Origin of the sequence: Agromyces excoecariae (assembly GCF_051715505.1) — a bacterium.
In the GTDB taxonomy this organism is placed as follows: Bacteria; Actinomycetota; Actinomycetes; order Actinomycetales; family Microbacteriaceae; genus Agromyces.
Genome location: NZ_JBPSLA010000007.1, coordinates 17508 through 32677, shown reverse-complemented (window position 1 = coordinate 32677; position 15170 = coordinate 17508). Strand labels below are relative to the sequence as shown.

The 15170-nt window shown below is 69.8% G+C and carries 8 protein-coding genes; 5 read left to right on the top strand and 3 right to left on the bottom strand.

The window, feature by feature from the left end; translation table 11 throughout:
- Positions 1-99: 99 nt before the first annotated feature.
- Both ACSJD1_RS08145 and ACSJD1_RS08140 read right to left on the bottom strand, forming a co-directional pair.
- Positions 100-2781: a family 78 glycoside hydrolase catalytic domain gene (locus ACSJD1_RS08145; RefSeq protein ID WP_438854813.1), complete on the bottom strand. Its 2682-nt coding sequence runs from the start codon at positions 2779-2781 to the stop codon at positions 100-102.
- 50 nt (positions 2782-2831) lie between these two features.
- The gene (locus ACSJD1_RS08140; protein ID WP_438854812.1) at positions 2832-3857 is read right to left on the bottom strand and encodes a LacI family DNA-binding transcriptional regulator; all 1026 of its coding nucleotides are present in this window, start codon (positions 3855-3857) and stop codon (positions 2832-2834) included.
- A gap of 232 nt (positions 3858-4089) precedes the next feature.
- Here ACSJD1_RS08140 and ACSJD1_RS08135 point away from each other — a divergent pair, with 232 nt between their 5' ends.
- The 5 genes from ACSJD1_RS08135 (at position 4090) to ACSJD1_RS08115 (ending at position 13718) form a co-directional block, all read left to right on the top strand.
- Positions 4090-5412 (top strand): ABC transporter substrate-binding protein, encoded by a 1323-nt coding sequence (locus ACSJD1_RS08135; protein ID WP_438854811.1) that lies wholly within the window; start codon positions 4090-4092, stop codon positions 5410-5412.
- A gap of 65 nt (positions 5413-5477) precedes the next feature.
- Positions 5478-6413: a carbohydrate ABC transporter permease gene (locus ACSJD1_RS08130; protein WP_438854810.1), complete on the top strand. Its 936-nt coding sequence runs from the start codon at positions 5478-5480 to the stop codon at positions 6411-6413.
- On the top strand, positions 6410-7240 hold the full coding sequence (locus tag ACSJD1_RS08125; RefSeq protein WP_438854809.1) for a carbohydrate ABC transporter permease: 831 nt from the start codon (positions 6410-6412) through the stop codon (positions 7238-7240). The genes ACSJD1_RS08130 and ACSJD1_RS08125 overlap by 4 nt, the downstream gene beginning before the upstream one ends.
- 3 nt (positions 7241-7243) lie before the next feature.
- Entirely contained in the window at positions 7244-9352 is a 2109-nt protein-coding gene (locus ACSJD1_RS08120; protein ID WP_438854808.1) for an alpha-L-rhamnosidase-related protein, read from the top strand.
- 844 nt (positions 9353-10196) lie between these two features.
- Entirely contained in the window at positions 10197-13718 is a 3522-nt protein-coding gene (locus tag ACSJD1_RS08115; protein WP_438854807.1) for a glycosyl hydrolase 53 family protein, read from the top strand.
- Positions 13719-13844: 126 nt separating this feature from the next.
- Here the strand turns inward: ACSJD1_RS08115 and ACSJD1_RS08110 are convergent, their stop codons facing one another.
- The gene (locus ACSJD1_RS08110; RefSeq protein WP_438854806.1) at positions 13845-14813 is read right to left on the bottom strand and encodes an acetylxylan esterase; all 969 of its coding nucleotides are present in this window, start codon (positions 14811-14813) and stop codon (positions 13845-13847) included.
- Between the last annotated feature and the right edge of the window lie 357 nt (positions 14814-15170).

The window sequence follows — 15170 nt, the reverse complement described above, 5'->3', positions numbered from 1 at the left end:
CCGCCCGGGGGCCCCCCCCCGCGGGGGGGCCCCCCGGGGGGGGGGGGGGGGGCCCCCCCCCCCCCCCCCCCACTTCTGTGCTGGGGAGGGCCGTGTCAGTCAGCCGGCCGGCGCGCTCGTCTCGATCGACGGAACCACCGCGACGCGGACGGCGGTCGCCGCGATGCGGTGGCGACCGGGGCCGAGCCGGTCCGACGCGAGGGTTCCGCCATCGACGGTGACCTCCGAGGCATCCGTCAATGGCAGGTCGAGCACCGCTTCGGCGCCGTACGGCACCTCGAGGTCGATCGCGAGGTCGCCGTCGGTCAGCGTCCAGTCGATCGACACCGGCCCGAGGCGCGACTCGACCGAGGCGCGGGCCCAGGGGATCGAGGCCGTCGGGCGCGGCGCCACGACGATGCGACGGTAGCCGGGCCGCTCGGCTGCGGGGGCGATGCCCGCGACGTAGCGGTAGATCCAGTCGACCACAGCGCCGTACGCGTAGTGGTTGAACGAGATCATGCCCGAGCTGTCGCCCGTGGCCATCTCGCCCGAGTGGATGCTCCCGTCGGGACCGATCGCGTCCCACCGCTCCCAGACGGTCGTCGCGCCCATCTCCACCTGGTACAGCCACGACGGCGGCGCCTGGCGGAGCAGCATGAGGTACGCCTCCTCGACGTGACCCGAGTGCACGAGCGCGAAGAGCACGAGCGGCGTGCCGAGGAAGCCGGTCGCGATGCGGCCGTGCTCGGCGCGGACGTTGCGGGCGAGGGCATCGCCGATGCGCTCGCGCTCGGCGGCGGGGGCGATCCCGAACTCGAGGCAGATCGCGGCGCCGGTCTGCGTCTCGATCGCGGCCTCACCCCACTCGGCCCAGGTGTCGCGGGCGACCCGGTCGGCGATGCGATCGGCAGCGTCGGCTCGCGCAGGGTCGCCCACGAGGCGCTCGGCGTTCGCCAACAGCCGGGCGCTCCGCGAGAAGAATGCGTTGGCCACGAAGTCCGACGACACCTTGGCCTTCCACGGCTGGTCGCCCGGGGCATCCGGGTCGAGCCAGTCGCCGAACTGGAACTCGGTCGGCAGGAGCCCGCGCTCGCCGGCGCGGCGCTCGAGGCTGTCGACGAAGCGTCGCATCGAGTCGAGCTGGCGGACGAGGACCTCCTCGCTGCCGTACGACTCGTAGACGGCCCACGGCACGATGGTCGCGGCATCCGCCCAGCCGGCGCGGCCCATCACGCTGTGCGCGCCGCCCTCGGCGGGGAACTCGTCACGCCTGAGGATGTTCGGGACGACCGCGGCGACCGCGCCGTCGGCATCCTGGTCGAGCTCGAGGTCGCGCAGCCAGCTCTGCCAGAACGACTCGACGTCGAACAGGGTCGAGGCGGTCGGCGCGAATGCCTGTGCGTCGCCGGTCCAGCCGAGGCGTTCGTCGCGCTGCGGGCAGTCGGTCGGGAGGGAGACGAAGTTGTCGCGCTGCGACCAGGCGACGTTCGAGTGCAGGAGGCCGAGGCGCGTGTCGGCGCACTCGAAGCTCGATCGGGGCCGGTCGGCGCTCGAGATCGCGACAGCCGTCGCGGCGACGACCTCCGCACCGGTGACATCCGCGTACTGGAAACCGTGGAAGGTGAAGAGCGGCTCGAGCACGCTCTCGCCGTCGTGCGCGAGCACGTAGGTGTCCGACGCCCGGGCGGTGCGGAGCGCCGCGGTGTGCAGGGTGCCGTCGATCTCGAGCACCTCGGCGTGCCGCACGACCACGCGGTCGCCGGCGCGCCCGCGCACGGTGAGGCGGAGCCATCCGGCGATGTTCTGGCCCAGGTCGAGGAAAGTGTGCTCGCCACGCGGCTGCGCCTCGACGGGCCACTCGCCGACGGTGCGCACCCCGGTCGTGATGCGGGGCTCGACGACCGAGGCGTCGACCGCGACCTCGCGGGCAGACTCCCACTCCGACGCGTCGAAGCCCGGTCGGTCCCAGCCGGTCGGGTCGGCGGCGAGGTCGACGTCGACGCCGTCGTAGAGGCTGGCGAAGCGGATGCCACCGGTGGACCGCTGCCAGTCCGGCCCGCTTGCGACGCGCACCCGCGTGCCATCCGCGCACTCGACGTCGAGCTGGACGAGCGCGGCGAGTTCGGCGCCGTAGTGCTCGACCTCGTCCTCCCAGCCGAGCCTGCCGCGGTACCAGCCGTCGCCGAGGAGCGCGCCGAGCACGTTCTCACCCGTAGTGAGCGCGGAGGTCACGTCCCACGTGCCGAGCACGATGCGGTCGTCGTAGGCCGTCCAGCCGGGGGAGAGGTGCTCGCCGAGCACGTCTTCGCCGTTGACCCGGATGTCGCCGACGCCCCAGAAGGTGGCGCGGAGTCGCGCGCGGACGGGCTCGGCGGGCAGGTCGAACGAGGTGCGGAGGAGCGACACCGGGTCGTCGACGCGACTCGTGCCGCCGATCGGCCGGGCGGTGAGCTCGGCCGGGTCGATCGCCGCCTCGACGACGACCTCGTCGCTCCAGTCGGACCAGCCGTCGCGGGTCGCGATCCGCACCGCGTAGCGGCGCTCCGAGCCGGGAGCCACGTCGCCGCCCGGGGCGAGCACGCCGATCGGGTCGTCGGACGCGACGGGCTCGGACATCCCCTCGGCATCGCCCGACCAACGGACCTGGAAGCCCAGCTGCGGGGCGCCCGCCTCGGCTCGCCACGACAGTCGGAGACCGCGGCCGGGCACGCCGAGGAGGCCCTCGGGGTACTGGGTGCGCACCGAGTGCACTCGGGCCGACGGATCGGTCACGTCGAAGGATGGCAGCGTCGTGGACATCGAGGTCCTTCCGGGGGAGCGGCCGGCGGAGCCGGCGATGGTTCGAGTGGCTATCCGGCCCGAACGGCGCGCGTCGAAGTGCGCGGCTTCAGGACCGGGGTCACGGAGAAGTGCGTTGGCTCGGTGCGAGCATCGCGAATGCGTTCGAGCAGCAGGCGGATGGCGCGGTCGCCCATCTCGACACCGGACTGGTCGATGGTGGTCAGCGAGATCGCGGGGTGGCTGGCCATGTCGACATCGTCGTAGCCGACCACCGAGACGTCCGCCGAGGTCAGGCCGGCTTCGCCGACCGCGCGCAGCGCGCCGAGCGCGAGTTCGTCGTTGCCCGCGAAGATCGCGGTGGGCCGCTCGTCGTCGAGGAGGGCGAGCGTGTCGAGCCGCGCCGCATCCTCGGTCATGCCGGTGCGGACGACCCGGATCTCGTCCTCGAGACCGGCGGCGCGCATGGCGGCCAGGTACTCCTCGAGTCGGATCGCGTGCGGCGTGCCCGAGCCGGGTTCCGTCACGTCCTCGCTTCGCGTGAGGTGCGCGATCCGGCGGTGGCCGAGCTCGAACAGGTGCGCCATCGCGAGTCGCGTGCCCGAGGCGTCGTCGCCGGTCACGGTGTCGTAGTGCTCGGATCGATCGTGGCGGCCGATCATGACGACCGGCATGCGAGCGCCGAGTCGCTCGAGCCAGTCGGTCGAGACGAGCGGCGAGATCGCGATGATCCCGTCGACCTGTCGGTCGGCGAGCGCGCCGAGCGCCCGGATGCCCTCGTCGCCGTTCTCGTCGGCGGGCGCGATGATCAGCTGGTAGCCGGTGCCCTGCAGGGCGGCGGTGGCGCCCGCGACGATCTTGGTGAAGAACGGGTTGCCGATGTGCGGCAGTTCGATGCCGAGCGTGAAGCTCGATCCGCGCATCGCGCGTGCCGCGACCCGAGGACGGTAGTCGAGCGCCTCGATCGCGGCGGTCACGCGTTCGCGCATCGCCGGGCTGACGCCGTAGGCGTTGCGGATGACCTTCGAGACCGCAGCACGGGAGACGCCGGCGTGCCGCGCGACGTCTTCGATGGTCGCCGCCCTCGCGTCGGTCATGCCGCTCTCCTCTCTTCGTCGTCAGGAGCGAACTCGTTGTCACTGTACACGTTCCAGCGGAAAACGGTAGATCGATCTACGCCAACGACCACCTGGTGTAGACCGATTTACGTCACGGTTGTGTAGATCGGTTGACAAACGCTCGGCACGCTCCTAACGTGGCAGTCGCCACAGCACCGAAATCTCTCGGCGCTCCCCACCAGCGCAGTTGCTTTACATGGAGGTAAAGAAGATGGTCCCCCGTACGACGCGACGCTCGATCGTCGCCCTGGGCGCAGGCGGTCTCGCCCTGTCGCTCGCCCTCGCCGGCTGCAGTGCCGGCGACTCCGGCTCCGAAGACGGCGCAGTCGAGCTGTCGTTCCTCGTCGACAACGGCGAGTCGACGGTCTCGACGGCCGAGGCGCTCGCCGACGCGTTCCACGAGCAGAACCCCGACATCACCATCACCGTCGAGACCCGCCCCCAGGGTGCCGACGGCGACAACGTGGTGAAGACCCGCCTCGCCACCGGCGAGATGGCCGACCTGTTCCAGTACAACTCCGGTTCGCTCCTCCAGGCCCTGAACCCCGACCAGACGCTCGTCAACATCGCCGACGAGGCGTACGTCGACAAGCTCGACGAGAACTTCGTCAAGAGCGTCGGCACCGACAACGGCGTGTACGGCGTCCCGATGGGCCAGTCGATGGCCGGCGCGATGCTCTACAACAAGGACATCTACGCCGACCTCGGCCTCGAGATCCCCGAGAGCTGGGACGAGTTCATCGCCAACAGCGAAGCGATCAAGGAGGCCGGCGTGGCCGCCCCGATCGTGCAGACCTACGGCGACACGTGGACCTCGCAGCTCCTGGTGCTCGGCGACTTCAACAACGTGCTCGCCGAGAACCCCGACTGGGCCGAGGAGTACACGAACAACGAGGCCAAGTACGTCGACGAGCCGGCATTCGCGGGCTTCGAGCACCTGCAGGCCGCGTACGACGCCGGACTCTTCAACGAGGACTTCGCGTCGGCGACGTACGCCGACGGCGTCTCGATGGTCGCCACGGGCGAGGGCGCGCACTACCCGATGCTCACGTTCGCGGCCTCGCAGCTGGCGACCACGAACCCCGAGGCCGTCGACACCGTCGGCTCGTTCCCGATCCCGGGCGACGACGCGTCGACCTTCGGCCTCACGGTCTGGATGCCCACCTACACCGTGTTCGTCCCGCAGTCGACCGAGGGCGCCAAGCTCGATGCCGCGAAGCAGTTCCTCGAGTTCCTGACCACGCCCGAGGCCTGCGACATCGAGTCCGAGGCCAACGCTCCGCAGGGTCCGTTCGTCGTCGAGGGCTGCGAGCTGCCGGACGACGTGCCGGCCATGGTCTCCGACCTGCAGCAGTACTTCGACGCGGGTCAGACGAACCTCGCGCTCGAGTTCCTCTCGCCCATCAAGGGACCGGCCCTGGAGCAGATCACGGTCGCCGTGGGCTCCGGCATCACCTCGGCTGCTGACGGCGCCGCCCAGTACGACGAGGATGTCAAGAAGCAGGCCCAGCAGCTCGGCATCGAGGGCTGGTAAGCCGTACCACTGAACTGCGGGGCCGGGCCGCGCCCGGCCCCGCAGCCATATCCGGGAGATCCACCATGACCACCGCGACGGCCACCGGCCGCACCGCCACGGGCAGGACGGCGACGTCGCCTCCGAAGCCCGCCAAGCGGAAGCCCATGAAGAGCCCCTACCCCTCGTGGTTCTTCATCCCCGCCGGCGTCTTCTACGTTGTGCTGTTCCTCGTTCCGACGGTCGCGTCGTTCTACTTCTCGCTCACGCGCTGGACGCTGTTCGACGTCGAGTTCATCGGCTTCGACAACTTCATCCGTTTCTTCCAGGAGCCGCAGCTCGTCACGGGCTTCATCAACACGTTCATCTACGCGTTCCTGACGTCTGGCGCGAAGGTCGTGCTCGGCCTCCTCTTCGGCGTCCTGCTCAGCTCGCAGATCATCGGCCGCGGCTTCCTCCGCGCCACCATCTTCTTCCCCGTGCTCGTCAGCACGATCGGCGTCGGCATCCTCTTCAAGGTCCTGATGGACCCGTTCGACGGCCCGATCAACGAGTCGCTCGCCGTCCTCGGCATCCAGGGACCGGCCTGGCTGACCGACCCCTCGATCGCACTGCTCTCCGTCGCGCTCGTCGACATCTGGAAGGGCGTGGGACTCGCCACGCTCATCTACATCGCCGGCATGGTCGCGATCCCCCAGGAGTACTACGAGGCCGCGAAGGTCGACGGCGCGGGCGCCTGGAACAACTTCCGCCACATCACGCTGCCGCTGCTCCGCCCCGCGACGGTCACCGTCGTGCTCCTCTCGCTCATCGGCGGCCTGCGCTCGTTCGACCTCATCTGGGCGATGACGGGCGGCGGCCCGGGCTTCACGAGCGACGTGCTCGCCTCGGTCATCTACAAGCAGTACCAGGCCGGGTTCTTCGGCCTCTCCACCGCGGGCAACGTCGTGCTGTTCCTCGTCGTGGCCGCGATCATCTTCCCGCTCTCGTGGTGGCTCAACCGCAAGGAGGCCGACCAATGAGAAACGTCGCCTGGAAGTGGGGCGGCGGCTCGGTCGCCATCCTCGTCGCGCTCGTGATCTTCATCGTCCCGTTCACGTTCATCGTCTTCACCGCGGGAAAGACCCAGGCCGAGGCATCCTTCCTCGAGTTCAGCTGGCCGACCGAGTGGGTGTTCTTCGAGAACATCGCCACCGTGCTGCAGAACCGCGACTGGCTGCTCGTCCGAGCCTTCGTCAACAGCACGGTCCTCACCGTCGGCGCCGTGGCGATCATGGTCGTACTCGGCGCGATGGTCGGGTACGTGCTCCAGCGCCGCAAGTCGCGATGGAACCCGCTGGTGAACACGCTCGTCCTCGCGGGCCTCATCATCCCGCCGGCCGTCGTGCCGACCATCTGGGTGCTGCAGGGCCTCGGCCTCTTCAAGACACTCATCGGGCTCATCGCGGTCCACGTCGCCTTCGGGCTCTCGTTCTGCATCCTGCTGTTCCGGGCGTTCGTCGCGACCATCCCGCGCGAGCTCGACGAGGCGGCGATCATCGACGGCGCCGGGCCGGTCAAGCTGTTCTTCCGCGTGATCTTCCCGCTGCTGCGCTCCGTCATCGTGACCGTCATCGTCGTGCAGGCCGTGTTCGTGTTCAACGACTTCACCTATGCGCTGTACTTCCTGCCGGGCGAGGAGAACGCCACGGTCCAGCTGACGACGTTCAACTACATCTCGCAGTCGGTGAGCTCGTTCAACCTGCTCTTCGCCGACGTGCTGCTCATCACCATCCCGCCGCTGATCATGTACATCTTCTTCCAGCGGCAGATCGTCGCCGGCATGACCTCCGGCGCCGTGAAGGGCTGACGGATGCCGCAGCAGTCGCCGCGCTCGATCGACGAGCTGCGGCGGTGGGTCCGAGCCCGCTCGCCGCAGCCCTTCGACGACGCCGACGTGGTGCCGCGCGCGGCCGACCGCGTGTGGGCGTACGGGCGCGACCAGTACGAGCTCGCGCTGCTCGGGCGGCTGGTCGACGACGGGTTCGCGGCGAACCGGCACGTGCACTACCCGCGCAACCACGGCCGGCCTGCGCAACGCGTGCGGTTCCGTGCGGTCGCGACGTCCGTCGGTCGCGTGACGGTCCGCGTGGCGGGTCGAGCCGAGGTCTCGGTGCGAACGGATGCCCCCGGGCCGGCCGAACACGTGCGAGTCGAGGTCGCCGGCGACTCCCTCCGGTTCGAGGTGCCGGTCGTCGGCGACGTCGTCGAATTCGACGTCGTCGCCCGCACGGGCGACGTGCCGGCGCTCGGCCTGCCGGCCGACGCGCCGCTCGGCGACTGGTCCGCGAGCCGCGACGACGGCCCCTGGGAGCCGATCGAGCTCCGACTGGGCGGCGACCGCGCTCCGCACCTCGAGCCGCCCGGACACGTCGAGGTCGCCGCGGGGCGTCGGGTCGACGGGCTCTACGATTTCGGCGCCCCGCTCCTCGGGACTCCGGTCCTTCCGCGCGGTCCGCAGCCGGTCGTCGCCAGCGGCGAGAGCGAGGCCGAGGCGCTCGCCGACGAGACCGATCGCGAGACGCGGCACGACGTGATCCGGGTCGAGGACGGCTGGGCCACGAGGCATCCGCTCGGGTTCAGGTACTTGACCGTCGTGGGGGATGACGCGCCGTCCGAGGTGCGGGTGCGCGCCGAGGTGACGCCCGTCGCGCGCCCCGGTGCGTTCGCGTGCTCGGACGATCGGCTGACGCGGATCTGGGCGGCGGCGCAGTACACGCTCCGCGTCTGCGACCAGGGGCTGATGATCGACGGCATCAAGCGCGACCGGATGCCGTGGGCCGGCGACCAGGCGCTCAGCACGCTCGCGAACGCGTTCGCGCTCGGCGAGGGCGGGGTCGTCGCCGACGGGCTCGTCGCGCTCGGCCGGCCCGATCACGGCTACGTCAACGGCATCGCGGACTACTCGCTCTGGTGGGTCGTCAACGCCGACCTGTACGTGCGGTACTTCGGCGATCGTGCGTTCGCCGAGCGCGAGGCGGCGCACGTCGACGCGTTCGTCGCCGACCTCGCCCGGTTCGCCGACGATCGCGGCGTCTTCCGTCCGGAGGCGCAGCGCGGCGGGTTCGTCGACTCCGGACCCGGTTCGGTGTTCCTCGACTGGGGGCTCGCCATCGAGGACGGGCGGGACCCGGTGGCGCTGCAGATGCTCTGGTGCTGGGCGCTTCGCAGCGCGGCGCGACTGCTGGGCCGGGTCGAGCACGCGGGCGCGGCTCGATGGAGTGCGCTGGCCGACCGGGTCGAGTCGACCCTGCTGGCGAGCGGATGGCTCGCCTCGACCGACCGCTGGGCCGACTACCTCGGCGCGGATACCGCGACCTCCTCGTCCGCGCCGTACGCGAACTTCCTCGCAGTGCTCGCCGGAATGCACCCGAACGGCGTGCCCGACGGGGTCGCGTCCTCGATCCGCACCGGCACGTCGGGGACGCCGTTCATGACCGCGTTCCGGCTGCGCGCGCGGCTCGACGCGGGCGAGCATGAGGCGGTGCTCGCGGAGATCGAGCGGATCTGGGGCGCCATGCTCGACGCCGGCCCCGGCACGTTCTGGGAGGAGGGGCCATCAGGCGGCGATGACCTCGCGATGTACGGACGGCCGTTCGGCCGCAGCCTCTGCCACGCCTGGTCTGCCGGGCCCGCCGCGCTCATTCCGGAGGCAGTCCTCGGGCTGCGCCCCCTCGACGACGGGTGGTCGCGATTCGAGGTCTCCCCGCGGCTCAGCGGGCTCGAGTGGGCGTCGGCTGTCGTGCCGACGCCGCTCGGCGACCTGTTCGTGCACGTCGACCCGACGACCGTATCCGTGCACGTTCCCGCTGGATCCGCGCTCGTCCGCGCCGAACGGACGCACTTGGGGCCCGCGTCGGTCACGTGGCCAGCCGTCGCCTCGGGCGTGCCCTCAGAGCTCGACCTCGGTCGGGCAGATTGACGTGCCGGTGTGACTCAGTCACGGGCTTCGTTCCGTCCTCTGTATCAGGATGGATGAAGGTGCCGAATCGCCCACCCGCAGGGATCGGCTGCACGAGCCCGCGGGCGAGAAGGTCGTTGGCGGCCAAGCCCGCGTCGGGCCACTGCGAGCGCGGGCGTGCGACGGTGCGCGCACCGGCGGCACCGTCCCTGCTCGGCGACCTCGCGTCTTCGACGCCGACGACATCGACGGCTTCGACTGCTCAGAGGCACCCACTGACTCGCCTACGACGTCATCGGTCTCTCCCCATACCCGTTCTGGACCGACATGTCGATCGCCTGGGCGACCCAGATCCGAATGGGTGGATCGTCGGCGGCGACAACCAGGTCGAGGACACCGCCCTCTGCGACCACACGAGTCGGCACCGGGCGACGAGTGGGCAGGACGCCTTCTCCAGCGGGTCACCGCGAGTGCCTTCGGGAATGCGATGCGCTCCCGAGGGCACTCCCTCCACAGAACCATGGGCGCCGCAGCCGGCGCCACCGGCCGCCGAGCCCCACCACCCCGTCGTGGCCGACATGGATGATCCGCGGGACCCGATGGAGGATGCGGTGGCACTGGAGGGGCTGTCGTTCCGGCGTCCCTAGCATTCCCACGTCGGTCCACCGCGACGTCGAAGCTCGACCTCGCGAGCAGACGCCGGCGATGCATCCCCGAAGCACGACAGCGACGTCGGGGCAGAGTGATTGGAGAATCCATGGGATGGACTAGGCGCGCGCGTTCATGGTGCGCGGCGATCGCAGCGATGGGGGTGATCGGCTCGGGAATGATCGGCGCGCCCGCCTCCGCGGCGGCGCCGGCAGACGTGACGGTCCCGAACGCCGGCTTCGAGGAGTGGACGACAGCGGAGAGCTGGGTCGCGTCGAACTGGACGATGACGTCGACCGTCTGGGTCACCAATGCCGCCGCGCACAGCGGGACGTACTCCCAGGCGCTGAACCAATGGAACGGTGCGACGACGCTCTCGCAGACCGTGCCGGCGCCTGAGGGGACGTACGACGTCTCGCTCTTCGTCTGGGCGAACGAGAGCCTCGGCGCAAGCGAACTCGTTGCGAATGGGATGTCGACGCCGATCGCCAGCGGCGGTGCCACGCAGATCGACGGTTCGAAGACGTGGGACGAGGTGACGGTCGAGGATGTCCCGGTCGGACCCGATGGTGCGATCGAGATCCAGATCGTCCTCGACGCGTTCACCTCGCCGACGCTGACCGGGTTCATCGACGACGTGACCGTGGTCCCGTCGGCGGGCGGCGGCGAAGAGCCCGAACCCGCTGACTCGTTCCTCACGGAGCCCGGCTTCGAAGAGGGCGGTGCTGCGTGGACGATCGGCGGCGACCTCGTCGACAGCGGCCACGACGGATCCTCGCACTCGGTCGTGCACTCGGCGACCGGGCCGGTGGAGACCTCGCAGGTCGTCGAGGGCCTGCCCGATGGCCACTACCGGCTGACGGCGTGGGTGCAGAACGACGGCGGCTACGACGAGGCGCTCATCTTCGCCTCGGGTGGCGGCTCCTCAGAGGCCAGGACGGCGATCCCGCGCACGAACTTCCCGTACGACCCTGCCGACACGTGGAAGAAGACGACGATCCGCGGCGTCCACGTCACGAGCGGTCGACTCGAAGTCGGGCTTCGCACTGACGGCGAGGCCGCCGGGACGGTGCGCATCGATGACCTCGCCCTCGTCCAGGACGACGAGCCCTACGAGCTGCTCGTCGGCGGTGACATCTCCCTCCTCACCTACACCGAGGACCACGGCGGGAGGTACTCCGACGCCGCCGGCCGTGAGCGCGATCCGTTGCAGATCCTCGCCGACAGCGGGTGGAACATCGTCCGGATCCGGGTGTACAACGACCCGGGCAAGGGTCACGGCGACGGCACGTACTACCTCCCCGGAGGGTACGGCGACGCGGAGGACGTGCTCGAGCTGTCTCGACGCGCCGCAGCGGCCGGACTGCAGATCCAGCTGTCCTTCCACTACAGCGACTACTGGACGAACCCCGGCCTGCAGACGATCCCACATGCCTGGCAGGAACTCATCGACGGCAAGAGCGATGCCGACGCCGTGTCGATCCTCGAGGGCGAGGTTCACTCGTACACGAAGGACCTCCTCGACCGCATGGTCGCCCAGGGCACTGCGCCCCAGTACGTCTCGATCGGCAACGAGACCCGATCCGGCATGCTGTTCCCGTACGGGACCACGGGCAACTGGCCCAACCTGGCGCGGTTCTACGACGCGGGCGCCGATGCGGTCCGAGAGGCCGTGCCGGATGCCAAGGTGATCATCCACCTCGACGACGGCGGGAACACGAGCACCTATACGACCCACTTCGCGAACGCCGAGGACTCGGGGGTGGACTACGACATCATCGGGACCTCGTACTACCCGTACTGGACCAACAAGTCGGCGCGTCAGTTCGCGGAGTTCGCGACGACCGTCTCGCAGCGATTCGACAAGCCGCTCATGGTGATGGAGACCGGATTCAACTGGAACGCCACCACGGGCGCGGGGCTTCCCGGCCAACTGGAACACAACGGTCCATACGGCGGAGCGGACAGCAGCACGCCCGAACTCCAGCGCGACTTCCTGATCGAGCTGTTCAACGAGCTGCAGGGCGTGCCGGGAGGCATGGCGATCGGGGACCTCTACTGGGATCCGCTCGAGATCTACGCCGGAGGCCAGACCGGCTGGGCCTTCCTCGAATCCACGGATGCCGCGGCTGAGAACGTCATCGACAACACGACGCTGTTCGACTTCGACGGCAGGGCCCTTCCCGCCCTGGACGCCTACCGGTTGAACACCCGTGGCTCCGACACCGGCACCGTCGGCGGTACGGTGACGGATGCCGCAAGCCAGCCGGTCGCGGGAGCGCGGGTGACGCTGAGCACGGACGGTGCCGCCGACCGGGTCAGCGTGACGAACCAGTACGGCGACTACTACTTCGCCCGGACCACGCCAGGGAATCACCGCATCGGGGCGACGAAGGACGGGCTCGGCGACTCGTCCTCGGCGCCGGTCGCCGTCTCGGCGGGAAGCCGCGTCGTGGCCGACATCCAGGTCTCCGGCGAGCAGGCGCTGCGGTCGTTGTCCGGCATCGTTCGCGACGAGGACGGCGAGGGAATCGCCGGTGCCCTGGTCAAGATCAGCGGCGATGGGTACAGCGCTCCACGTCTCGCGGACGCCGATGGGCGCTACGAGTTCGCCGCGGTTCCAGACGGCGCGTACACGCTCTCCGCGAGCCGGGCCGGCTACGTGACGCGTTCGCTGGCGGTCGACGTCGATGGGGCGGATGTCTCACAACCGATCGACCTCGTCGCCGACGTCGGCACGGTGACCGGGAACGTGTTCACCCCGGGTGGACTGCCGCTCAGCGGTGCCACCGTCCGCATCGGCGATCAGGAGACGACCACGCTGAACGACGGCTCGTTCGCTCTGACGGGTGTGGCATCCGGCGAGGGGATCGTCGCGACGATCACGCAGGCCGGCTATCTCGATACGTTCTCCGCACCGTTCACCGTCGAACACAGCCAGACGACGTCGGGGGTGACCGTCGTGCTCCCGCTCGCGGTTGGCATCCACAACGGCAGCTTCGAGAGCGCAGGAGCGGGCGGTGAGGCGACGGCGGAGGGCTGGACGTTCACCAGCGACCCGGCCGGTGCCGTCATCCGTCAAGACCGCGAGTACTTCGGCGGAACCGTCGACGGACGGTATGCCGCGGCGTTCTGGCTCGACTCCGCCTTCACCGCCGGACTCGAGCAGTCGGTGGCCGCGGGATCGACCGGAACGTACACGGCTCGCGCCTACGTGTACTCCGGAGTGACGGGAACGCTGACCATGCACATCACGGACGCTGACGGTGAGGTCATCGTGGAGAAGCAGCTCCCCAGAACCTCCGGTCCCCAGCCGGCGGAGGTCTCCGCCGAGGTGAGCGGACCTTCGTTCTCCGTCGGCTTCGAAATCGACGGGGCGGCAGGGGACTGGGCGGTCATCGACCTCGTGACAATGGGGTATCTCGGCGACGCGACGACAATCCCCGCCGTGCCGCCGCAGTGGGACGCGTCGGTCGTCTACGTCGACGGCGATCGGGTGAGCCACCAGGGGAGCATGTACGAAGCGTCCCGGCGCACCAGCGACGAGGTCCCCGGCTCGAAGCCGAACGGGGCATGGCAGGAGATCGTGACCGGGGCCGACGGACGGTCGGTGTGGACGCCGTCCCGCGTCTTCTCCTCCGGAGACGTCGTCACGCACGAGGGGCAGACGTACGAAGCGGCACGCACCAGCCGGAACAAGGAGCCGGGTGACAGCAACGCCTGGAGGCTGCGGCCCTGACGACTGAGACGAGGGCGTGCGGCATCGAGCTCACTTCGCTCGACGCCGCACGCCCGAGTCGTGTCAGGAACACGCGGCTTCATCCGCGCCGGTCGTCCGAACCGTGCTCCCACCAGCGCTGCAGCGTCACCCGATCCTGTCGGCCAGCCACGCGCTCTGCCGCAGCCAATGCACGCCTTGGCCACCCTCGTGGCCGTTGAAGGGATACTCGACGACCTCGGCGCCGACGGCATGGTGGTTCGCGGCGGCGAAGACCGTCGAGGGTGGGCAGATGATGTCCATCAGCCCGACGGAGAAGAGCGCCGGGGAGGTGGCACGCTTGGAGAAGTTGACCACGTCGAAGTACGAGAGCGTGGTGAACACCGCTGCATCGTCGCCGCGGTGCACGGCCAGGTAGCGGGCGACCTCGTTGTACGGATCGGCATCGGTCATCGTCACCGCCCGCTGGAAGTGGGCGAGGAAGGGGACATCCGGCATGGCCCCGACCAGGTCGGGGACCAGGCCCGCGGCGGCGAGGGCGATCCCACCGCCCTGACTGCCGCCGGTGACCGTCACGCGTTCGGGATCGACGCGATCGAGCGACTTGACCGCGTCGATCGCGAGGACTGCGTCCGTGAAGACGCGGCGGTAGTAGTAGTCGTGGGGATCGAGAATGCCCTTCGTCATCGATCCCGGCACCGAGGGGCCGCTGCCGTGGGGATCCGCCGTCGCACCGCCCGCCGACCCGGCGCTGCCCTGACCTCGCGTGTCCATGAACAGGTGGGCGTACCCGCACGAGGCCCAGGTGAGACGTTCATGCGGCAGGCCTCGGCCCCCGCCGTAGCCGTTGTACTCCACCACCGCTGGCAGGCGTCCGGAGGTCCCGGCGGGAAGGATCAGCCATGCCTTCACGGGCTCGCCACCGAACCCCGAGAACGTCATGTCGTAGGCCTCGACCGTGCGCAGCATCGTGTCGACCCTCGCGAGCACGGGCGGAGAAGACAGCGAGCGCGATTCCTCGAGCGTCCCGCCCCAGAAGTCGTCGAAGTCGTCTGGTTCGGCGACGTCGGGCAGGTAGGAGCGAAGCTGATCGAGGGGGAGATCGAAGTGTGCCACCGCGCTGAGTACTCCTCTTCGGGCCGTTCGGGAGGCTCCGAGAACACGAGCCCCAACGCTCGAACCTACGGAACTCCGGGACGCGCGCGGCAGGACGATCCAGTCCCCGGCATGCACGATCCGACGAACGTTCGTTGCGCTGCGCTCAGCGCAGAAGTCCCGAGCGATCGTCGGATCGTCCAGATCCGCCATCCGATCGTTCTTGGGACGGGGCTCCCCGTCTCGTAGCGTCGAAGGGGTGAATGACCAGTTCGAAGGCGAACAGCCTGTCTCCGGTGTCCTGATCACCGATCCCACCGCCCGACCCATGAATCGCGTACGCGTCTCCGCCCCCGCACCCGTGAGGGTCGCACCGCT